The organism is Aeromicrobium sp. JP4 (assembly GCF_054957925.1).
On record NZ_CM143290.1, the window covers coordinates 2,417,634 to 2,439,188 of the forward strand.

The following is a 21,555-nucleotide window of genomic DNA, read 5'->3' on the forward strand; positions in this document are numbered from 1 at the left end:
GTGACAGTCCGCAAGATCGTGAGGCGCTCCTTGGGCGCTGTAGTGGTTGCGGCCGGACTGTTCGCCCTGCTCTTCCCGCTGTATTGGATGGTCGTCACCTCGATGATGTCCGACAGCGACCTGGTGACGTTCCCGCCCAAGCTGTGGCCTGACGTGTCGCGGATCGGGATCTACGCCGACGTCCTGCGGGACACCGAGATCCTGACCTGGCTGCAGAACAGCGCGGTGATCGCCATCGGCACCTGCCTCCTCTCGGTCTGGATCGCCTTCTTCGCCGCGTACGCCCTGTCGCGCTTCACGTTCCGCGGCAAGGGTGCCTTCGGGTTCTCGCTCTTCGCCACCCAGATGCTTCCCGAGGCGCTGTTGGTGATCCCGTTCTACGCGCTGTTCATCACGCTGGGACTGCTCAACAACTTGGGCGGTCTGATCCTCGCGCACACCGTGTTCGTCATGCCCGTCGTGGTGTGGCTGCTCAAGAGCGCCATCGACGGGATCCCACTCGAGATCGAGGAGAGCGCCCGTGTCGACGGCGCCAGCTCGTTCCGCATCGTCGTCACGATGGTGGCTCCTCTGGTGTCGCCGTCGATCGCGGCGGGCGCGATCATCTCGTTCTTCTACGGCTGGGACGAGTACCTGTTCGCCACGACCTTCATCACCGATGAGTCGAAGCGACCGGCATCGGTCGGTCTGGCGTCCTTCATCGGGGAGTACTTCGTTCCCGTCAACCAAGTCATGGCGACCTCGGTGATCTACACGCTGCCGGCAGTTCTCTTCTTCATCCTCGTGCAGCGGTACATCGTCAGTGGTCTCGTCGCAGGGTCCGTAAAGGGGTAACACAATGAATCAGACCGCAGAGTTGCAGGAAACCGAGCAGCAGTCCGCCGCGCTCGCGGCCCCGAAGATCGCGCTGGAGGGTGTCACGCGGGAGTTCGGCTCGTTCACTGCCGTGGACGACGTGAGCCTGGAGATCGAGGACGGAGACTTCCTCGTCCTCCTGGGGCCGTCGGGCTGCGGGAAGTCGACCCTCCTGCGGATGATTGCAGGACTGCAGCCGCTCAGCTCCGGTGTCATCAGGATCGACGGTCACGAGGCGCAGGACCTCGAGCCGGGCGATCGGGACCTGGCCTTCGTGTTCCAGAGCTACGCGCTGTACCCGCACATGACGGTCCGTCGGAACATGAGCTTCCCCCTCGCGATGAAGAAGCTGAAGGGGTGGCGGAACCTTCCGATCGTCCACTGGTTCGCACGCCGAAGTGTCGAGCGGAGCCCCGAGGTCGTCGAGAGGATCGAGCGGATCGCCAAGATCCTCGACCTCGAGAAGCTCCTCGACCGTCATCCGGCCACCCTGTCCGGCGGACAGCGCCAGCGCGTCGCGCTCGGCCGCGCGATGGTGCGCGAGCCGTTGGCGTTCCTCATGGACGAACCGCTGTCGAACCTCGATGCCAAGCTGCGTGCCCAGACGCGCAGTGAGCTGATCGAGTTCCACCGGCTGCTCAAGACGACGATCGTCTACGTCACCCACGACCAGGTCGAGGCGATGACCATGGGCGGCAAGATCGGCGTCATGCTGGACGGGAAGCTCCAGCAGTTCGGCACCCCTCGCGACGTGTACGAGAACCCGGCGAACACCTTCGTCGCCCAGTTCATCGGAACGCCCGCGATGCGGTTGATCCCGGCCACCGCGACCTCGGCGACCGAGTGGGATTTCGCGGGCGTCCGCGCGGCCGCCCCGCCGTCCCTCGCGGAGGCGGCCCTGGAGGCGACGCGCACCCACGGCGACTTCCTCCTGGGTATCCGGAGTGAGTGGGTCAGCATCACCGACGACGGCCTGGCCAATGCGCACGGCGAGGTCGTGTCGGTCGAGGACTGGGGCTCGGAGCAGCTCATCCAGGTGCGACTCGACGGGTCCGTCGAACGGGCGCGAGTCCTGGGCGAGGCGTCCCATGACGATCACGTCCTCGACGTCCGCGTCGACTCGCGACAGCTCCACACGCTCGGCGACCGCGTCGCTCTGAGGATCGACCTGGAATCGGCCTGCGTGTTCGACTCCGAAGGAGGCCAATCGCTGGTTCGGAAGTGAGGGCATCGATCAGCCCTTCGCCCGCGTCGCCACGGCGACACCTCATTCTGATGAATCGTAGAAAAGGAAGCAGCATGCGAAAGAAACTGATGGCGCTCACGGCGTCCGCGGCGGTTCTTCTGGCCGCCTGCAGCGGCGGCGGCGGAGACGACAACGACGGGTCCAGCGGGCCGGTGGAGATCACGTTCAGCCACTGGGCCTTCACGGCGCCGCCGTTCGACAACTTCGTGGCGATCATGGACGACTTCAACAAGAGCCAGGACGACTTCGTCGTCAAACCCGAGAACGTTCCCTTCGAGAACTACCACAAGACGCTGTTCACCCAGGTCGGCGCCGGTGAGGGTCCCACCATCCTCGGCGTCGATGAGGCCGAGTACGGGCAGGCGATGGCACAGGGCCTCGCCGCGGACCTGACCGAATCGGTCGAGGTGCCCAGCGAAGGGCTCAACTCCTACGACGAGCGGCTGTTCGACGAGGACGGCAAGCGGCGCGCGGTCGTCTTCACGCAGCACCCCTACCAGATGCTCGTCAACCGCACGGTCCTCGACGAGCTGGGCAAGGACGTGCCGACCACGTACGAGGAGTACCTCGACGTCGCCGAAGCCGCCGCGGGCAAGGATGGGATGTTCGGTACCGCCTTCCGTCACTCGATGGCGGACTCGAACGGCTGGTGGATCGACCTGACCAACTGGGTCTACGGACGTGGCGGTGCGTGGAGCGACGAGGACGGGAACCCGACGATCGACTCACCGGAGGTCGAGACCGCCGTCGAGGACATGATGGAGTTCATCGACAAGAAGTTGATCCCGGTGGGCACCGACGCGCCGACCTACCGACGGATGTTCTGGGAAGGCAAGATGCCGATGGTGATCGAGAGCCTCGCGTTCTCGAGCATCTTCGCGGCGCAGTCCAAGGACCTGGCGAAGGGCCTCGAGGTGCACCCGCTGCCCTTCGGCTCGGACCGCCTCCTGTCGATCAACCACGCGGCTTTCGTGAACGAGTCGGCCTCGGACCGGGAGAAGGAAGGCGCCGCGGCGTTCCTGTCCTACATGCTCACCGACGAGGTGCAGCAGAAGATGGTCGACACCATGGACGGCGCACTGCCGGCGAAGAACCTTCCGTTCAGCGACGAGACGGTGGCGGACTCGCCGTGGCTCAAGGGGTGGACCCTGCCGGAGACGGCCGTGGCCTTCACACCGAAGGGTGCCGAGACGGCGTTCCCGGCACTGCGATCGGCGGTGCTCGAGCAGTTCGAGCAGATCTACGCCGGTCGGATCTCGGTCGCCGAGGGTCTCAAGGCTGCGCAGGCGGACGCCGAGGCGGCCATCGCCCAGTGATCCGGATCGATCGTCAGTCCGCGCTCGTGGTCTGACCCGCGGAGAGTGGGTCTGCCCGGAATCCTCCGGGCAGACCCGCCCCCGCTGACACGCGCCCGAGCGTGTCGTCCGACGAGAGGAAAGTGAGTGCAGTCGTGGTGAGCAACATTCTGACTCCGGAAGCACGTGCCGCCGAGGATCCGGACCGCATCGCGCAAGTGATGGCCACGTCGGGGGAGACCCTCACGTATGCCGACTTCGAGCGGTTGTCGGCCAGCATCGCCGGATTCCTCCAGGCTCGGGGCCTCGTGCTGGGTGATCACGTCTCCCTGCTGACCGGGAACGAGCGGGAGACCCTGCCGACTTGCTGGGCCGCACAGCGAGCAGGCCTCTACTGGACGCCCCTCAACACCAGGTGGACGCCCGAAGAGCTCGAGCACGTCATCATCGACAGCGGCACCAAGGTCGTCCTTGTCACTGCGTCGACCCTCGAGCTGGCCGGTGCCCTGGCCGACCGAGGACGTACCGAGGCCGAGTTCTGGGGAGTGAACTGCTCTTCCTCGAGGATCCCTCAGGCAGACCTACGAGCCCATGATGGTGCTGAGCTCGTGGAGTTCGAGGGGCGCGACATGCTCTACTCGTCCGGCACGACCGGGAAGCCCAAGGGTGTCAAGCCTGGGCCGGTCGGCCTCGCGATCGGTACGCCCGACGCCACCACCTTGGCGATTCACCAGAACTACGGTGTCGGTGCCGACTCGGTGTTCCTGGCAGCGACCCCGTTGTTCCACGTGGCGGCGCTGGCCAGCGCGATGGTGTCGATCCGCTACGGCGGTGTCGTCGTCGTGCTGGAGAAGTTCTCGGCCCCTGGCTTCCTGCAGGCCATCGCCGACTACCGCGTGACGCACACGATGACCGTCCCCACCATCCTGAGTCGGGTCCTCGACCTCCCCGATGACGTGAAGCAGTCCTACGACATGTCCTCCATGCGATTCCTGGGGCACGGCGGCGCGCCCTGCCCGCAGTCGGTCAAGGAGCGGTCTATCGACTTCTTCGGCCCTCTCGTCTTCGACTGCTGGGGCGCCACCGAGCGCCCGGGTCTGACCCTCATCTCATCCGAGGAGTGGCTCGAGAAGCGCGGCTCGGTCGGGCGGCCCATCTCGGGGATCCCCCACATCATGGGTGACGACGGGACGGAGCTGCCGGCGCGCGGGATCGGCTTGATCTACTGGGAGTCCGAGCAGGCATTCGAGTACCACAACGACCCGCACAAGACCGAGGCCTCGCGCAACGACCGTGGTTGGGCGACCGTCGGGGACATCGGCTACCTCGACGAGGACGGGTACCTCTTCCTGACCGACCGGGCGTCGCACATGATCATCACCGGCGGCGAGAACGTGTACCCCGCCGAGATCGAGGGCACGCTCGTCGAGCTGGACTTCGTACGCGACGCGGCGGTGATCGGTCGTCCGCACGACGACTTCGGGCAGCAGGTCGTGGCGTTCATCGAGCTCGCCGATGACGCGGAGCCGTCAGATGATCTCGCGGCGCAGGTCGTGGCCTTCGCCCGCACGCGCCTCGCGGGCTACAAGTGCCCCAGGGTCGTGGAGTTCATCGAGGAGATTCCCCGCAACGCCACCGGCAAGCTGATGAAGCGGGAGCTGGTCTGACGCGCCTGCGCGATCAGGAGCGGCTCAGTGAGGCACGGCCTCGCGCTTGAGGAGCCTGCGGACAGGGTTGCGGGGAAGCGCGCTCCTGTACTCGATGAGCTCAGGCAGCTTGTAGACGGCCAGGCCGCAGGTGCGCCAGGACGGCCGCCGGTGGCGGGGTCTCCGACGGTTCCTGCGGGACGATGACAATGCAGACACGCGCGCCCAACTCGTCGTTACGGGCGCCGACTGCCGCGCAGTCGACCACCCCGGGCGCGCCGAGGCAGAGGTCGGCGCGTGTGTCGACGAGGGGCCGATGGTCTTCCAAGGTCTCCGGCGCGATGAGGAACCGTTCACCGGTCAGGTTGGCCATGTAGCCGATGTCCTTCGCCCGCCACTGCAACGGGCGAGATGATGCATCCCGCGCGGCAGACCGCGAAGTACAACGGTGGCCATTCGATGACGTTCGGCGACTGGACGATGACGACCTCGTCACGCTGCAACCCAAGGTCGATCAGAGCCGTCGCCAGTTCGTCGACCTCCGCCTGCATCTCGGCCCAGGGCGAACCTCGAAGGTGGCGACCCCATGACGTCGTCCCGGTTCGGCGGATCAGCTTAGCGACACGCCGGGGGAACAGCCGAGCAGCGCGCTCGAGGTCGAGGGGGGTGCTCCGGCGACCACCACCCCGCAGCGGTGAACTCCTTGATCAGCTCGGCGCGGTGGAGAATCACGGTGGGCTCCGGTCACGCGGTGCCGACGGAGTCCCTCGACCTGGTCGTGCGCCATCCGTTCTCCTGCACGTCGTGCCGGTCGATCGCGCGCTTCAGGAGCTTCCCCGTCGAGCCACGTGGCAGTGAGGGCGCGACGTGGTAGATGCGGGGCGTCTTGTAGGCAGCAACGCGCCCGGCCATCCACTGCTGCATGTGAGCCACGTCGAAGTCTCGGCCGTCGCGCAGCACGAGTACCGCGGCGATCTCCTCGCCGAGGCGTTCGTCGGGAACCCCGATGACGGCGGCCTCCAGGACGTCGGGGTGGCTGTAGAGGACCTCCTCGAGCTCCTTGGGATAGACGTTGAAGCCTCCGCGGATGATCATGTCCTTGATTCGGTCGACGACCCAGAGGTAGCCCTCGTCGTCGAGCCTGCCGAGGTCGCCGGTCAGGAGCCAGCCCTCGTGCCGAGCAGCGGCCGTGGCCTCCGGCCGGTTCCAGTAGTTCTTGAGGTTCATCTCGCAGCGGACGCCGATCTCTCCGATGCTCCCTGCGGGAAGGAGGTTACGGTCGGGATCGAAGATCGCCAGCTCGACACCCGGCTCCGCCCGTCCTGCGCTTCCTGGCCGCCGCGGCCCGTCGAGCGGGGGGCACGCGCCCGCGCCCGCACTCTCGGTGAGCCCGTAGCCGGCTACGATCCGGCATCCGTATCGACCCTCGAACCGGTCGGCGACCTCGATCGGCAGGCCTGCGCCGCCGGACACGGCCACCCGCAGACGCGAGAAGTCGAGCGAGTCGACCTTGGGGCCCAGGTTGGCCATGGCGTTCCACATCGTGGGGACGCCGGCGAGCACGGTGAGGCCGAGCTCGGAGGCGGTACGCAGCAGCGTGGTGGCGTCGAACTTCGACAGCAGGGTGACCGAGGCCCCCGCTTCGTAGGCGATGCGCAGTACCGTGACCTGCCCGAAGACGTGAAAGAGCGGGAGCGCGGTGCCGAGACGATCGTCCTCGGTGATGCGCAGGACCTCGCCCAGCGCGTGGGCACTGCCACGAAGGCCGTGGTGGGTCAGCTGCGCGCCCTTGGGCTGGCCGGTCGTTCCCGAGGTGTAGATGATGACGGCGCCGGTGTCCGAGCTGACCGGTCGCGGCAGCTCGGCGGCAGGCCGGGACGGCGCGGACCTGGTGGACAGGCTCATGACCGGCGTGCCGAGCTCGGCGGCGGCGGGGGACACCTGGTGCTCGGTGTCGCCGTCGACGAGCGCTAGCACGGCCCCGGAGTCCTCGAGGAAGTACCTCATCTCGACGCTCGTCGACGTCGGGTTCAAGGTGACCGCGATCGCCCCGATCGCCAGGATGCCGTGGTAGGCGAAGACCCACTCGGCCTGTGTCCTGCCCGTGATGACCACGCGGTCGCCGGCGGTCACCCCGGCCTCGAGCAGTCGGGCCGCCCACGCGGCAGCAGCGTCCCGGAACTGGTTGAACGGCCAGGCGTCACCGTCGACCCGCAGGGCGATCGCGTCCGGGCGGGTCCGTGCGAGCGTCCAGATGGGTTGCACGGAATTCGACATGGGACTGTCCTCCGGTTTCACGATGAGTGGTCTCATTCGTACTGACTCCGCTGGGACGGGTCAGCCCTGCTTGCTTGCCTCGACGCGTGGCTCACGTGGCATGCCCAAGAGCTTCTCGGCGAGGAGATTGCGCTGGATCTGCGAGGTTCCGGCGAAGATCGTGCTCGATCGCGCATTCAGGAAGTTGACGATCCAGCCGGCGCTGTCGGTCGGGGCGCCCGGCGCATCTGGTCCGTCCGGAATGGCGGGGTGCCGCCCGGTCAGCGTCAGAACGCTCTCACCGAGGATGTCCATGGACAGCTCGGTGACGACGCGGTGGTACTCCGACCAGAAGAACTTGTTCATCGCGCCCTCGGGTCCCATGCCTTGGCCGGCCAGCGTCCGGGTCAGCGCGCGGTAGCCCATCAGCCGCATGGCGAGCACCCGTGCCCTGCACCATGCGATGCGCTGCCGGACGGCCTCTTCATGGTGGCGACCGTGCTCCCGCGCGAGCTCCTCGAGGCGGTCGAGCTCCTCGTCGAACCGCACGGCCAGCACGGCGGCGGCGCCGCCACGCTCGTGCTCGAGAAGCGCCGTCGCGACGCGCCAGCCGTCGTTGACCTCGCCGATGGTGTTGTCCTCTGCCGTCACCGCGTCGGTGAAGAAGACCTCGTTGAAGTCACCCTCGCCGGAGATCTGCCTGATCCGCCTCACCTCGATGCCCGGTTGGTCCATCGGGCACGCCAGCAGGGTGAGACCGCGGTGCTTCGCAGCGTGGGGATCGGTGCGCACCAGGACGAAGATCCAGTCCGCCAAGTGTGCGAACGAGGTCCAGATCTTCTGGCCGTTGATGTGCCACTGGCCATCACGCAGGGTGGCCGTGGTCGCGACACTGGCGAGGTCTGAACCGGACTGGGGCTCGGAGTAGCCCTGGCACCACATCTCCTCGGCCGAGACGATCCGGGGGATGAAGCGCTTCTTCTGCTCCTCGGTGCCGAACGCCAGCAGGGTGTTGCCGAACATCTGCATGCCGAAGACATCGTTCGCCATGGACTGGGGAAGCTTGTGCCGCGTGAGCTCCTCGGCGATCGCGACTTGGTAGTCGGCGCTCAGACCGCGACCCCCGTACTCCTCGGGCCAGGCCACGCCGACGTAGCCGCGCTCGTGGAGCTTCCGGCGGATGTCGGCGGTGAAGGGATCGTAGTCCTCCCGCGGCAGGGTGCCCGCGCCTGCCCAGTCGTCAGGAACCAGCTCGTGGAGGAATTCGGAGAGCTCCTTCTGGAACTCCTGCACCTCGGGTGAAAACGTCGGATTCATGAGGAACCTCGGTCCTGTCGTGAGTTCGGGGAAAGCGCCGGGTCAGACGGCGAGAAGGTCGGCGATGCGGTTGCGGTGCTGATGAGGTGTCCCGAACAGCACCGACGAGGCCTTGGCGCGGCGGAAGTACAGATGTGCCGTGTGCTCCCACGTGAAGCCGATGCCGCCGTGGATCTGGATGTTGTTGCCCGCCGCCAGGGTGAAGGCGTCCGAGGCCGCCTGCTTCGCCATCGACGCGACCACCTTGCGGTCCGGGCTGTCCGCCTCAATCGCCCACGCGGCGTAGTTGGCCAGGACACGTGCGGCCTCGATGTCGACGAGGGCGTCCGCACACAGGTGCTTGAGGGCCTGGAAGGAGCCGATCGGCCGGCCGAACTGCGTCCGCTCGCTGCTCCACGTGACGGACTGCTGGAGCGCGGCCTCTGCGCCCGCGACCATCTCCGACGCGAGGAGGACCACAGCCTTGTCGTGGACCGTTTCCCACAGGTCTGCGGCCGTGGAGGGGCCCACGAGGAGAGTCGCCGGTGCGTTGTGCAGGACGAGGCTTCCGACGGGGCGGGTGAGATCGAGGCTCTCGCCCAGGTCGACACTGACGCCTTCCGCGTCGGCGGCCACGTGGAACCATGCCAACCCCTCCGGCTGCTGGGCCAGGACGACGAAGGAGTCGGCTTCCCCGGCGTCGGTGACGTTGATCTTGACCCCCGACAACCGGTGGGCCTCGCGGGTGCGGGTCGCCCGCGTCGAGTCACCCGGGCGTGCCCAGGTGCGTCCTTCGTCGACGACCGCGACCGTGAAGACTCGCGACCCGTCGGCGAGTGACGTCAACAGGTCCGAGCTGTCCGCCTCGCTCTGCTCCAGGATCCAGCTCGCGGCGACCGTGGAGAAGTACGGCCCGGCGTAGAGATCGCGGCCGAGCTCCTCGGCGACGATGCACGACTCGATGAAGCCTGCCTCGCTGCCGCCCGCGGATTCGGGAAGGGCCAGGCCGGTCAGGCCGAGCTGCCGGGCCATGCCCGTCCACACGCTGCGGTCGAAGGTGTACCCCTTCGACAGCAGCTCGTTGCGGGCCGCGCTTCCGGAATGGCGCTCGAGAAAGCTCCGAACGGAGCCGCGCAGGTCTTCCTGCTCCCTGGTGAAGGAGAACTCCATGGTGTGCCTTTCGGGTCGGGAACGGCGGGGTTCGCACGGGTTGGCGAGGCGGCGCCGAGGAGGCTACGAAGGACGTGATGCGCATCACGCTAATCGTGAGTTGAGTATGACGTCAAGTTAAAGTTGACCTTGACTTCTGGTTCATGTCGGGTTTCACTTCCGGCAGGCGGCATGCCGCGAGAACCTACTTCGAGGAGCTACTCAGTGCAGGTCGAAACCAGTGAAACGCCAGTCATTCTGACCCGTTCGGAAGGGGTTGCCCGGCTGACGCTGAACCGCCCGGATCGACTCAATGCGATGAGCGACGAGATGCTTGACCTGCTGGTTGACCTCACCGCGGAGGTGACGGCTGACGAGAGCGTCAGGGTCATCGTCCTGACCGGAGCCGGGCGAGGGTTCTGCGTCGGTGGTGATCTCGACGCCTTCAGCGGGTTCGGTGACGCGGAGCCGGTCTCCCGGGGCGCGGCCACCGAGAAGCTGCATCGACACATGCGCACCTCGGAGCTCCTCAGGTCCTCCCACGCCGTGTCGATCGCGGCCGTCAACGGGGCCTGTGCCGGGGCCGGCCTGTCGCTCGCCGCCGCCTGCGACCTCCGCGTGAGTTCGAGCGCCGCGGTGTTCCGCTCCGCCTTCGTCGACGCCGCGCTTTCGGGCGACTTCGGGGGCACCTGGCTGCTGACCAAGCTTATCGGCGAGTCGCGCGCCAAGAGGATGGCGTTCCTCAACGAGAAGATCGACCCGGGTACGGCCGCGGACTGGGGTCTGGTGACCGCGGTGCACCCGTCGGAGGAGTTCAACGACCAGGTCGAGGCGATGGCCCGGACCCTGGCGCGGAAGGCGCCCCGCGCACTGGCGGGCTTGAAGGCCAACTTCACCGACGCGGCGAACCTGACGTTCGCCGAGGCCAGCGCCATCGAAGCCCAGCGTCATGCCGACTGCTCGCGCACCACCGATCTCGTCGAGGCGGCCAACGCGTTCCTCGAGCGACGCGAGCCTCGGTTCACGGGCGCCTGAGCGCCGGAATCACGCCATCCCACCTTCCCTCTGAGAACAAAGGACTTCGCCATGATTCGACTGCGCCAGGTGTGCATCGCCTCCCCACGCATCCAAGACGCCGATGAGCTGGCGGAGATCTTCGGGGTGCAGATCGCCTACCGGGATCCGCTGATCGTCGACTTCGGGCTGGAGAACGCCCTGCTGGGCTTCGGCGGGACGTTCGTCGAGTTCATCGCCCCGACGAAGGACGGCACCACGGCTACCCGATTCCTCGCCAAGCACCCGGGGGGTGCGGGCTACATGGTGATCCACGACACCGAGGAGTACGACGCGATCCGTGCGCGCGTCGACGAACAGGGCGTCCGCGTCGCGTACGAAAGCACGCCCGACCTGCGTGCCCCGGAGCAGAACCTCCCCGAGTACGGGTACGACTCCTTCCGCCATCTTCAGCTGGATCCCCGGTCGGTCGGAGGAACTCTCATGGAGTTCAGCCAGACCGATGGGGGCAGCGACCTCTTCGGTGCCTACGCTCCTGCCGGCATCCGCTGGCAGGAGGTGGTGAAGAAGGGCGATGACCTGCCCCGGATCGTCGGGGCCGAGTGCACCAGCACCGACGCGCAGGCCATGGCCCGGACGTGGGCGGGACTCATGGACAAGCCAGTCACGTCGAGGGACGGCAGCCCCGCCATCGAGCTCGACGGAGGCGGGGTCGACCGGTTCGTGGCCGGCGAGGTGAACGCGTTCACGCGGTTGTTCATCGAGGCCTCCGACCCCGATGCCGTGCTCGAGCGCGCCCGCGCCAAGGGCCACGGGGTGGTGGGCGCCGAGTTCACCTTCTGCGGGGTCCGCATCGTCGTGGTGCCTCGCTGAGCCCTTTCCACTCGACCCCACCCAGGAGATGTCCTCATGACGATCAACGCCTCAGTGTCGTTCACCATTCACGAAGGAACCAACGAGCAGTTCGAGACGGCGTTCGCCGAGACCCGCGCGGACTTTCTGGCCGACGACGGCTGCCTCCGCTACGACCTGCAGAAGGTCCGCGGATCCGGCGTCCACTACGTCCTGTTCGAGGCCTACGAGTCCGACGAGGCCATCGAACGGCACAATGCGAACCCGAGCATCCGCACGCTCGGCCGAGCGCTGAAGGGGTCCCTGTTGTCCGGCCCCGACGTGCTCATCATGGATCCCGCAGGTGATCAGGTCGCGCTCGCCATGGAGGCCGGCCGGGGCTGAGTGGACGCTTCCCCCGCAGCGACCCAGCAGTCGGCATTCCTCCGAGGGGCCGGGGCTCTCTCGTGCTCCGCGGGCGGCTCTGCCATGCCCGGAAATAGCCCTGGGGGAGCCCGTCTCTCCCCGCAGACTTGGCATTGACGTCAACTTCAACCCGACGTAACTTGTGTGGCACAGGTCACAGATGGAAAGGGAGCCCTCGTGGATCCAACAGCTGCAGCCAGACCCGCGACCGCCGGTCGTGCCACCTCGGGACTGCTCGAGGTGGAGAACCTGACGATCGACTACCACCTCGCGATGGGCGGCACCCTTCGCGCTGTCGGCGACGTGAGCTTCGACGTGGGACCGTCCGAGATACTCGGGATCGTCGGGGAGTCCGGAAGTGGCAAGTCCACGGTGGGCATGGTCCTGGCCGGGTTCCATCGACAGACAGTCGGGCGCGTGACCTTCGACGGCACCGTGGACGATCCGGATGACGCTCCGACCCTGGGGCGACCGGGCGTGCAGATGATCCTCCAGGACTCCGCGACAGCCCTGAATCCCCGAGCGAACGTGGGGACCTGTATCGCCGAGGCGATGGCAGGCGGGGGTTCTATCAGGAAGCACCACGTGGCCGAGGCGGTGAGCTACCTGGACCGCGTCGGGCTGGATCCGCAGCTGGCGAGACGCAAGCCGCGCGAGCTCTCCGGTGGGCAGCGCCAGCGGGTGGCCATCGCGCGTGCGCTCGCGGCACAACCGCGCCTCCTCGTCTGCGACGAATCAGTGTCGGCCCTCGACGTGTCGGCACGCGCCAAGATCCTGAACCTCCTGATCCGCATCCGCAGGGAGGAGGGGATCGCGATGGTCTTCATCTCCCACGACCTCGCCGTCGTGAGCCAGTTGGTGGACCGAGTGCTGGTCATGCGCACCGGATCGGTCGTGGAGTCCGGACCCGTCAAGCAGGTCGTCGAATCCCCGGAGCATCCCTACACGCAGCGACTCCTCGCAGCCATCCCACGGCTCGAGAGAACGCCGGCGGCCATGCACGTCACAGCGGCGAAGATCGCGGAACCCCACCGAGAAGGAGAACGCAAGTGAACACGTTCAGAATTGGCGCGGCAGCCCTCACGGCCCTCGTGATGACGGCGGCCCTCACTGCTTGCACCAGCGACGGCGGAGGAGGCTCCGACGCCGGTGGCACGCTCAAGGCGGGATCGGCGATCACGCCGAGCAGCCTGGATCCCGTCAACGCCACCAGCGGCGTCGACTTCGCCTACCTCGGGCTGCTGTACGACCGTTTGCTCCAGACCGATCCGGAGTCCGGCGAGATCGAAGCGGGACTCGCGACCGAGTGGGGTTACTCCGATGACAAGTCGACCTTCGACCTGAAGCTTCGTGAGGGAGTCGAGTTCTCCGACGGCACGCCCGTCGACGCCGAGGCGGTCAAGGCCAACCTGGATCGCGGCTTCAAGACCGTGAAGGTCGGCCCGATCGTGGGCGTGGAGTCCGTCGAGGTCGTCTCGCCGACCGAGGTCCGGCTCAACATGGCCAAGGACAACGGGTGGCTGCCCTTCCAGCTCTCCGGGTACGCGGGGTACATGGTCTCGCCAAAGGCCTTCGAGTCCACCGACGACGTCACACCCTCGCCGGTGGGGTCCGGACCGTACAAGCTGAAGGCGAACTCCCCGGGATCCAAGATCTCCTTCGAGAAGAATCCCGACTACTGGAACGAGGAGCGCGGCTTCTACGACCAGATCGAGGTGAACTTCTACAAGACGCCCGTGTCGATCAACCAGGCGCTCGAGTCCGGCGCGATCGACGTCCAGATGAGGACCGCCTTCGACGACGTCGAGACGCTGCAGGAAAACGATGACCTGGTCGTCGAGGTGAATCCCTCCCTGGCGGTCTACCACATCCAATTCAACCCCACGAAGCCCGGACTGAAGGATCCCCGGGTGCGTCAGGCGTTCGCCTTCGCCCTTGATCGGGAGAACCTGGCCAAGGAGGCCACGGCTGGCCTCGGTGAGGCGAGCGGGAGCATCTTCCCGCCCAGCTACAAGTTCAGCAGTGAGCGTGCGCAGAGCATGTTCGCCTTCGATCAGGGCAAGGCGAAGCAGTTGCTGGCCGACGCGGGAACACCGGAGGTCGAGCTCGACTGCGTGACGTACACCGGTTCGGGCTTCGAGACGGCGGCTCCCTTCATCCTGGAGGACCTGGCGGAGGTGGGCATCAAGGTCAATCTGGACACGATGGCCAACTCCGAGGCCATCGCGGCCTTCGCGCAGGGCGCTGACGTGGCTGCTGCGCAGAAGGCTCCGGACTGCATGTTCAACACCTGGCCGGGACAGCCGACGCCGCGCGACACCTTGCGGATCGAGTACTCGAAGGACGGAATCTGGAACCTCGGTGCGCAGGACTACATGTCCCAGGCGAAGCTCGACCAGCTCGACGAGATCTTCGACGAGGACGAGCAGGTCGCGCTGGTCCACGAGCTCGAGGAGTCGACGTTCGACAACCCGATGATGGCCAACCTGTACACCAAGCCGCTGGCCATCGCGCACTCCAAGTCGGTGACCGGCTACCAGCCGGACCTCCTGCACTTCGACATGGACTTGGCCCTCTTCCAGCCCGCTGACTGAGCGCCGGCTGGGACGGAGCGAACATGAAGGGATCTGAACGGGACATGGGAACTCAACCACCGACGGTGGATCACGACCCGGTGCTTTCGATCCGAGACCTCACGGTCGACTTCGGCCAGGGGCCAAGGGCTGTCTCGGGCGTCAGCCTCCAGCTGACGCCCGGGCAGGTCCTCGGGGTCGCGGGGCAGTCGGGCAGCGGCAAGAGCATGACTGCTCTGGCGGCGATGGGACTGACACCGCCCAACGCACGGGTCGAGGGCTCCATCACCTTCCGTGGCCGGGAGCTGGTGGGAATGAGCAACCGGGAGAAGTCACGGATCAGGGGAGCCGGGATGACGATGATCTTCCAGGAGACGGTCACCGCATTGAATCCGCTCGTCCAAATCGAGCGTCAGATGACACTCGCGGTCATGGCAAACACCGAATGCGATGCCGCCGAAGCACGTGACCGCGTGGTGCGCGCGCTTCACGACGTGCGTCTACGCGATGTCGACCGCGTGATGAGCAGCTATCCGCACGAGCTCTCGGGGGGAATGTGCCAACGGGTGATGATCGCCATGGCGCTGGTGTGCGGAGCCGAGGTGCTCTTCGCCGACGAGCCCACCACGGCACTCGACGTGACGGTGCAGCGCGAGGTGATCGACATCATCCGCAAGGTGGCGGACGAGCGGAACCTGGCGGTGATGCTCATCTCCCACGACATCGGTGTACTCGAGGAGGTCTCCGACTCCCTCGCCGTGATGTACCGCGGACGCGTGGTGGAGCGGGGAGACACCCATGACGTCATCACGGACCCCCAGCACCCCTACACGGCGGCGCTGCTCAACAGCATCCCCCGTATCGGAGGGACCCTGACGGAGTTCGTCGAGATGCCGGACTTCGCCGCCGGGGCGTTCGATCACGAGGTCGTCGGCGGGGGAGGTGCTGCATGAGGCTGTTGCTGAACCGTCTGAGGGTCCTCATCCCCACGCTGTTCCTCATCACCGTCCTGACGTTCATGCTGCGCGCGATCATCCCGGGAGGTGTGGCCGAAGCACTGGCGAGTGGGTCGAGCAATCCCGAGACCATCAACATGATCAACGAGCGGTTCGGACTCGACCGGCCGCTGTGGGTGCAGTACTTCGACTGGCTCGGTGGTCTGCTCCGCGGCGATCTTGGTACGTCCTATGCGAACGGCGTCCCGGTCTGGGACGTCATCGCCCCACGTTTGACGTCCACGATCGAAGTCGTGGGACTCGGGGCGTTGATCGCACTGCTCGGAGGCGGCGCGCTGGGCATGTACGCGGCGATCTCGCGCAATGGCCGGTTCGGCCGGTTTCTCTTCGCCTCGTCGGGGCTGGGCGTGTCCATCCCCGTGTTCTGGCTCGCAACGATGTGCGCCGGCATCTTCGGCGCCACGCTGGGCCTGCTCCCCGTCAATGGCTACACCCCACTTTCGGAGGGCTTGGTCCCGCACCTCCAGTCCTTGCTGATGCCCGTGATCCTCGTGGCCGTGCCGGCGACCGCCATGATGGTCCGCCATGTCCGCAGCGCCATGGTGGCAGCTCTGGAGAGTCCCTACGTCCGTACGGCTTGGGCCATGGGCATCAACTCGCGGCGTATCTATTTCGACCTCGCGCTGAGGAACGCCCTGGGGCCGATCGTGACCTTCGTGCCGTTCCTGATCGCGCTGCTCGTCGGTGAGCTGGTCATCATCGACGTGGTCTTCGTGCTGCCGGGTCTCGGCTCGGCGGTGCTCGATGCCGTGACCTACCGGGACTACTCGACCTTGCAGGCGATCGTCCTGATGCTGGCGGTGACGGTCGTCGTGTTGTCGATGGTCGCCGACCTCATCATGCTCGCGATAGACCCGCGCCGACGGAAGGAGAAGGCATGACGTCGTCCTTGGTCCAAGGCCAGGTGGACGGAGAGACCACGGCGGAGGTACGCCGCCGAGAGAAGCCGTACGACTGGGTGACCATCCTCGCGATCGTCGTGATCGCTGTGCTGCTTCTCGGAGGGCTGCTGGCACCGTGGATCGCGCCTCATGACCCATTGAAGACGAACGCGGGCCAATCACTGCTGGGGCCGTCCTCGGAGCACTGGCTCGGCACTGATCAGGCGGGCCGCGACGTCCTGAGCCGAGTGCTCTACGGTGCTGCGGCATCGTTCCGCGGAACCGCCATCGCGGTCGCGACGCTCCTGATCATCGGCGTACCGTGGGGCCTCGCCGCCGGGTACATCGGTGGTCTCTTCGACGAGGGAAGCATGCGGGTAGCGGACGCGATCCTCTCCATCCCCGGACTCGTGCTGGCGATCGCCATCACTGGCGTGCTGGGCTCCGGTCTGGCCATGTCGATGGTAGCCGTGGGCTTCGTATTCTCCCCAAGCATCGCGATGCAGTTGCGTTCCAGCATCATCCCGATCAGGCGGTCCGACTACGTTCTGATCTCCCGGTCCTTGGGCGTGAGTAGCGTGCGTGCCGCCTTCCGGCACGTCCTGCCCAATGCGTTCGCGCCCGTTCTGGTTCAAGCGTGCAGTTTGGCCAGCGTCGCGCTGATTGTCCAGGCCGGCTTGAGCTTCCTCGGTCTTGGCGCAGAGCCGCCAGACGCTTCATGGGGCCGTGACCTCGCCGACGTCTATCTGTACTTCACCAAGGCGCCGTTCGCGACGATCGTTCCTGGTGTCGTGATCGTCCTTGCCGCGTTCTCCATCAGCCGGATCGGGGATGCACTCCGCGTGCACCTCGATGTCGGCTAGAACGAGTCGCCACCTGAGCCGAAGAAGGGGCGCGCATCGCATGGCGATGCGGGCCCCTTCAGTCGGTCACTTGGGGAGTTTCAGAATCCGCTCGCCGATGATGTTGCGCTGGATCTCCGACGTGCCGGAGTAGATCGTCGCGGCACGCGAGTTCAGCCAAGTGCCCACCCATGAGCCCGAGTCGTTCGGCGAGCCCGGGAGGTCGGGCCCGTCCGCGCCGCTGGGACGATGATCGGTGGGCAGGACGGCCTCGGGGCCGAGGACGTCGAGAGCTAGATCGGTGAGGTCCTGCCAGTACTCGGACCAGGCGAGCTTGACGGGGGCGGCGTCTGCGCCGAGGTCCTCGCCGTTGATGAAGGACGACATGGCGCGCAGCGACAGCCCCCGGAGCTTGCGGAGCTTCAGGTAGGCCTCGGCGAGACCGACCCGGACGTACGGGTCACGGTCACGGCCCAGACGCTGCACGAGTTCGACGAAGCGCTCGAACTCCGCCTCGAAGCGCAGCAGCATCGCTGTTGCGTTCTCGCCACGTTCCAGGCCGAGGATAGTCATCGCCACCGACCAGCCTCCGTCGACCTGGCCGATGACGTGGTCCTCGGGGGTGGTCGCATCGTCGAAGAAGACCTCGTTGAACTCGGCGTTGCCGTTGATCTGCCGGATGGGACGGACGGTCACGCCCGGCTGGTCCATGGGCAGGAGGAGCATCGTCAGTCCGCGATGCTTCGCCACGTCCGGGTTGGTGCGAACAAGGACGAACATCCAGTTGGCCAAGTGGCCGGCGGAGGTCCAGATCTTCTGCCCGTTGATGACCCAGTTGCCGTCCTCGAGGCGTGCCGTTGTGGACACCGAGGCGAGGTCGGATCCCGAACCCGGTTCGGAGAACCCTTGGCACCAGAGGTGTTCGCCCGAGAGGATCCTGGGCAGGAAGTACTGTCGCTGCTCATCGGTGCCATGGACGAGCAGGGTGTTCGCCATGAGCTGGAAGCCCGAAGCGTCATTGTCGGTCAGCAGCAGCGGGATCCCGGCGAGCGTGAACTCCTCGTTGACGATCGTCTGCTCCAAGGAACTCAGACCAGCTCCACCGAACTCCTTCGGCCAGTGCATCGCGATCAGACCGTTCTCGATGAGGAAGCCGCGCCAGCGTTCGATGAAGGCAGCTCGCTCGGATGCCGGGACTGCGCCGATGCCACTCCAGTGCGCAGGGAGGAACTCCGCCACCTTCCGGCGGATCTCGGCGCGGTACTCCCGGGCGTCCTGTCCGAAACTCAGATCCATCGTTCTCACTTCTCCCGGTCGAGGATGCGGGCGGCGATGCGCTCCAGATGGCTCGCCCGTGTCGAATGGGTCAGCGAATTGGCTCGCGACCGGCGGAGGTAGAGGTGGGACTGGTGCTCCCACGTGAATCCGATTCCGCCGTGCACCTGGAGGGCGGCGCCGGCCGACCGCGTCGCTGCGTCGTTGGCTGCGAGCAACGCTTCATCGACGTCGGCCTCGAGGCTCGGCGCGTCCTGGCTCGCTGACCACGCGGCGAGGTAGACCAGGGTGCGAGCAGCTTCGGTGTCGTTGTAGGCGTCGACGAGCCGGTGCTTGATGGCCTGGAACGATCCGATGGGTCGTCCGAACTGCTCGCGGTTCCGCGCCCACTCGGCGCCCGCATCGATGCTCGCCGCGGCCACGCCCAGCTGCTCACTCGCCAGCAGCAGTCGGGCGAGCATGGTGATGTGCGCGCGTAGTGCGTCGAGGTCGATGCGCGGCTGGAGCTCGTGTGCCTCCACGCGATCGAGCTGTACGCGACCCGTGAGACGCGTGAGGTCGAGGGCAGTGGGTTGCCGCGTGGTCGTGTCGGGGGTGATGGGAAGGTGCAGGAGAACGGGCGCGCCATCGATGTCCGCATCCATGACTACGCCGTTGATCGTGTCGGCGTGCCAGATGCCGTCCAACGTGCCACTGACGACACACCGGCCGTCGTCGCCCCTGGTGACGGTGAGGTCCGGCTGAGGGATGCGAGCGCTGAGGAGCTCGGTCAGCCGGAGGCGGCCTTCGATGGTGTCGGCGAGAAGTCGGTCCCGCACGGGGTCTGCCGCACAGAGGCTCAGCAGGCGCGTCGTCACGACCGTCGTCAAGAGGGCCACCGGTGCCAGGTGTCGACCCAGTTCCTCGTGGACCATGCACAGCTCGATTGGCAGGAACCCGGCTCCTCCCGCCTCCTCGTCAGCGGCGAGACCCACGAGGCCCATGTCGACGGCCAGCGAGGTCCAGATCGGCTCGGCGGACGAGGGATCGGATTCGAAGGCCGTCCTCGCGCGTTCAACGCCTCCGAGTCCGGAGAGGGCGGACCTCACGTTCCGCGTGAGGTCCCGCTGTTCGGCTGTCGGGGAGAAGTCCACAGGTGTCGTCCTTTTCGCGCGTGGTGACGTGTCTGACGGCGACTCGAAATGTTGACATTGAGGTCAACTTCATATTTCAATCTAGTTGTTGTGTCCGCATGCGTCAATCGGCGTTTTCGAGCCCGTAGGCTAGGAGCGCATTCGCTCGACACGCCCTGATCTGGAGGTCACATGGACGATGTGAACGACGCCATGGACACCTCGGAACAGGCTGCCCCGGGTCGCGAGGACCTGCTGCTCCAGCACCCGGCGGTCACGAAGGACCTTCCCACGACCGACCGGGGCCGCAGGACTCGCGATGCGCTCATCGCCGGCGCCAAGGTGGTCTTCTCCCGGGACGGCTACATCGGAGCGCGTCTCACCGACATCACCGTGGAGGCCGGATGCTCCACGGGAACGTTCTACACGTACTTCACGGGCAAAGAAGAGATCATGGCGGCGGTCGTCAACGACGTCTTCGGTGAGATGATGAGGCCCCGGATGCGGCGCCTCCAGGACGTCGAGGCCGATCCGATCAGCGTGATCCGCGACGGCCACCGCGCCTACTTCGAGTCGTACAAGCGCAATGCCCGATTCATGGTCGCCTTCGAACAGGCATCCACCATCGATCCGGGCTTCGCCGAGATGCGCATCGTCCGCGGTGATCTCTTCGGACACCGGAATGCGCGCAGGATCCGCGAGTTCCAAGAGCGTGGTCTGGTCAATCCTCAGCTGGATCCCTGGCTCATCGCGCTGGCACTCAACGCCATGGTGAGCCGAATGGCCTATCGAGCGATAGCCCTCGGGTCCGACATCGACCTCGACCAGCTGCTCGACGTGGTGACCGAGCTGTGGGCGAGTGCGCTTGGTCTCTCCCGCCCCGGGCCCTCCGCGGGTCCTGAAGCACCCGATTCCGACTCAGCCGGGCAGGGTGAGGCGGCCGTCGTCGGTGAGGTCGAGCAGGCCGTCGTCGAGGAGTGAGTCCAGGCAGCGCTCCCGCTGGGCGGCGTCGGACCAGGCCGCGGCGACGAGCTCGGGCGCGACGGGCCCGGCCGCGTCGCGGACCACGGCCATGAGCGCGCCGCGGCACTGGCGGTCGGTGCCGTGCCACGACTGGCCGCGCCGGGGCGGTCCGTCGTGCGGGGGATACCCGGCCGCGCGCCACCGGCACGCGTCGGCGATCGGGCACTCCTCGCAGCGGGGCGCCCGCGCCGTGCAGACGACCGCGCCGAGCTCCATCGTCGACGCCGCCCAGGCGGCGGCGTCCGCATCGTCCTCCGGGAGCAGCGATGTCGCCAGGTCGCGCTCGGCTCTCAGCACGCCCTGGGACGGGTACTGCACGCCGGACACGACGCGGGCGAACACGCGTCGCACGTTGGTGTCGAGCACCACGGCCCGCCGTCCGTAGGCGAACGACGCGATCGCGGCGGCGGTGTAGTCGCCGACACCCGGCAGCGTCAGCAGTTCGTCGTAGGTGCCGGGAACCGCGCCACCGTGGCTCTCGACGATCGCCGTCGCGGCCGCGTGCAGGCGCAGCGCCCGGCGCGGGTAGCCGAGCCGGCCCCAGGCCCGCACCGCCTCACCCGCCGGGGACGCCGCGAGATCGGCCGGCGTGGGCCACCGCTCGAGCCACGCCTCGAAGACGGGCAGCACCCGCACGACGGGGGTCTGCTGCAGCATGAACTCCGAGACCATGACGCGCCAGGGATCAGGATCCTCGCGCCATGGCAGCGTGCGGCGATGCGCGTCGTACCAGTCGATGACGCGCCGGTGCAGCTCGGCGGGCGGGGGAGTGGTCGCAGGCATGGCGCGTCGATCCTTTCACGCGGCACCGTGCGGATA

General features: G+C 66.9%; 21 protein-coding genes. 13 read left to right on the forward strand and 8 right to left on the reverse strand.

Going from position 1 to position 21,555, the window contains the following annotated elements:
- Window positions 1-18: 18 nt before the first annotated feature.
- The 4 genes from ACY1JX_RS11840 to ACY1JX_RS11855 all read left to right on the forward strand — a co-directional run bounded on the left by ACY1JX_RS11840 (window position 19) and on the right by ACY1JX_RS11855 (window position 5,063).
- Window positions 19-834: a carbohydrate ABC transporter permease gene (locus tag ACY1JX_RS11840; RefSeq protein WP_462564080.1), complete on the forward strand. Its 816-nt coding sequence runs from the start codon at window positions 19-21 to the stop codon at window positions 832-834.
- Window positions 835-838: 4 nt separating this feature from the next.
- Entirely contained in the window at window positions 839-2,080 is a 1,242-nt protein-coding gene (locus tag ACY1JX_RS11845; protein ID WP_462564081.1) for an ABC transporter ATP-binding protein, read from the forward strand.
- A 74-nt stretch (window positions 2,081-2,154) separates the two neighbouring features.
- Window positions 2,155-3,417, forward strand: a complete 1,263-nt coding sequence (locus tag ACY1JX_RS11850) for an ABC transporter substrate-binding protein (protein ID WP_462564082.1) — start codon at window positions 2,155-2,157, stop codon at window positions 3,415-3,417.
- 137 nt (window positions 3,418-3,554) lie between these two features.
- Entirely contained in the window at window positions 3,555-5,063 is a 1,509-nt protein-coding gene (locus ACY1JX_RS11855) for an AMP-binding protein (protein WP_462564084.1), read from the forward strand.
- Window positions 5,064-5,163: 100 nt separating this feature from the next.
- Here the strand turns inward: ACY1JX_RS11855 and ACY1JX_RS11860 are convergent, their stop codons facing one another.
- The 5 genes from ACY1JX_RS11860 to ACY1JX_RS11880 all read right to left on the reverse strand — a co-directional run bounded on the left by ACY1JX_RS11860 (window position 5,164) and on the right by ACY1JX_RS11880 (window position 9,764).
- Entirely contained in the window at window positions 5,164-5,415 is a 252-nt protein-coding gene (locus tag ACY1JX_RS11860) for a hypothetical protein (RefSeq protein WP_462564085.1), read from the reverse strand.
- The gene (locus ACY1JX_RS11865; RefSeq protein ID WP_462564086.1) at window positions 5,396-5,593 is read right to left on the reverse strand and encodes an AMP-binding protein; all 198 of its coding nucleotides are present in this window, start codon (window positions 5,591-5,593) and stop codon (window positions 5,396-5,398) included. Before ACY1JX_RS11865 ends, ACY1JX_RS11860 begins: the two co-directional genes overlap by 20 nt.
- 193 nt (window positions 5,594-5,786) lie before the next feature.
- On the reverse strand, window positions 5,787-7,319 hold the full coding sequence (locus tag ACY1JX_RS11870; protein WP_462564087.1) for a class I adenylate-forming enzyme family protein: 1,533 nt from the start codon (window positions 7,317-7,319) through the stop codon (window positions 5,787-5,789).
- A gap of 60 nt (window positions 7,320-7,379) precedes the next feature.
- Window positions 7,380-8,615: an acyl-CoA dehydrogenase family protein gene (locus tag ACY1JX_RS11875; RefSeq protein ID WP_462564088.1), complete on the reverse strand. Its 1,236-nt coding sequence runs from the start codon at window positions 8,613-8,615 to the stop codon at window positions 7,380-7,382.
- Window positions 8,616-8,657: 42 nt separating this feature from the next.
- Window positions 8,658-9,764, reverse strand: coding sequence for an acyl-CoA dehydrogenase family protein (locus ACY1JX_RS11880; RefSeq protein ID WP_462564089.1), 1,107 nt, complete (start codon window positions 9,762-9,764; stop codon window positions 8,658-8,660).
- Between the two features lie 204 nt (window positions 9,765-9,968).
- Between ACY1JX_RS11880 and ACY1JX_RS11885 the strand changes: the two genes are divergently transcribed.
- The 8 genes from ACY1JX_RS11885 to ACY1JX_RS11920 all read left to right on the forward strand — a co-directional run bounded on the left by ACY1JX_RS11885 (window position 9,969) and on the right by ACY1JX_RS11920 (window position 17,347).
- Entirely contained in the window at window positions 9,969-10,778 is an 810-nt protein-coding gene (locus ACY1JX_RS11885) for an enoyl-CoA hydratase-related protein (protein ID WP_462564090.1), read from the forward strand.
- A 51-nt stretch (window positions 10,779-10,829) separates the two neighbouring features.
- Entirely contained in the window at window positions 10,830-11,630 is an 801-nt protein-coding gene (locus tag ACY1JX_RS11890; RefSeq protein WP_462564091.1) for a VOC family protein, read from the forward strand.
- Window positions 11,631-11,666: 36 nt separating this feature from the next.
- A complete protein-coding gene (locus ACY1JX_RS11895) occupies window positions 11,667-11,993 on the forward strand; it encodes a putative quinol monooxygenase (RefSeq protein ID WP_462564092.1) in 327 nt (108 codons plus the stop codon).
- Between the two features lie 294 nt (window positions 11,994-12,287).
- Window positions 12,288-13,067 (forward strand): ATP-binding cassette domain-containing protein, encoded by a 780-nt coding sequence (locus tag ACY1JX_RS11900; protein ID WP_462565887.1) that lies wholly within the window; start codon window positions 12,288-12,290, stop codon window positions 13,065-13,067.
- Window positions 13,064-14,608 carry an ABC transporter substrate-binding protein gene (locus tag ACY1JX_RS11905; protein ID WP_462564093.1) on the forward strand — a complete coding sequence of 515 codons (1,545 nt, stop codon included), beginning with the start codon at window positions 13,064-13,066 and terminating at the stop codon, window positions 14,606-14,608. The genes ACY1JX_RS11900 and ACY1JX_RS11905 overlap by 4 nt, the downstream gene beginning before the upstream one ends.
- Before the next feature lie 80 nt (window positions 14,609-14,688).
- Window positions 14,689-15,540 (forward strand): ABC transporter ATP-binding protein, encoded by an 852-nt coding sequence (locus tag ACY1JX_RS11910; RefSeq protein ID WP_462564094.1) that lies wholly within the window; start codon window positions 14,689-14,691, stop codon window positions 15,538-15,540.
- Entirely contained in the window at window positions 15,537-16,484 is a 948-nt protein-coding gene (locus tag ACY1JX_RS11915) for an ABC transporter permease (protein ID WP_462564095.1), read from the forward strand. The genes ACY1JX_RS11910 and ACY1JX_RS11915 overlap by 4 nt, the downstream gene beginning before the upstream one ends.
- Window positions 16,481-17,347 (forward strand): ABC transporter permease, encoded by an 867-nt coding sequence (locus ACY1JX_RS11920; protein ID WP_462564096.1) that lies wholly within the window; start codon window positions 16,481-16,483, stop codon window positions 17,345-17,347. Before ACY1JX_RS11915 ends, ACY1JX_RS11920 begins: the two co-directional genes overlap by 4 nt.
- Before the next feature lie 66 nt (window positions 17,348-17,413).
- Here ACY1JX_RS11920 and ACY1JX_RS11925 read toward each other — a convergent pair whose 3' ends face one another.
- Window positions 17,414-18,622 carry an acyl-CoA dehydrogenase family protein gene (locus ACY1JX_RS11925; protein WP_462564097.1) on the reverse strand — a complete coding sequence of 403 codons (1,209 nt, stop codon included), beginning with the start codon at window positions 18,620-18,622 and terminating at the stop codon, window positions 17,414-17,416.
- A gap of 5 nt (window positions 18,623-18,627) precedes the next feature.
- Window positions 18,628-19,734 carry an acyl-CoA dehydrogenase family protein gene (locus ACY1JX_RS11930; RefSeq protein ID WP_462564098.1) on the reverse strand — a complete coding sequence of 369 codons (1,107 nt, stop codon included), beginning with the start codon at window positions 19,732-19,734 and terminating at the stop codon, window positions 18,628-18,630.
- 171 nt (window positions 19,735-19,905) lie between these two features.
- On the opposite strand from ACY1JX_RS11930, the gene ACY1JX_RS11935 reads away from it, so the two are divergent.
- Window positions 19,906-20,694 (forward strand): TetR/AcrR family transcriptional regulator, encoded by a 789-nt coding sequence (locus ACY1JX_RS11935; RefSeq protein WP_462564099.1) that lies wholly within the window; start codon window positions 19,906-19,908, stop codon window positions 20,692-20,694.
- Here ACY1JX_RS11935 and ACY1JX_RS11940 read toward each other — a convergent pair.
- The gene (locus tag ACY1JX_RS11940; protein ID WP_462564100.1) at window positions 20,632-21,519 is read right to left on the reverse strand and encodes an HhH-GPD family protein; all 888 of its coding nucleotides are present in this window, start codon (window positions 21,517-21,519) and stop codon (window positions 20,632-20,634) included. The two genes, ACY1JX_RS11935 and ACY1JX_RS11940, sit on opposite strands and share 63 nt — an antisense overlap.
- Window positions 21,520-21,555: the final 36 nt, after the last annotated feature.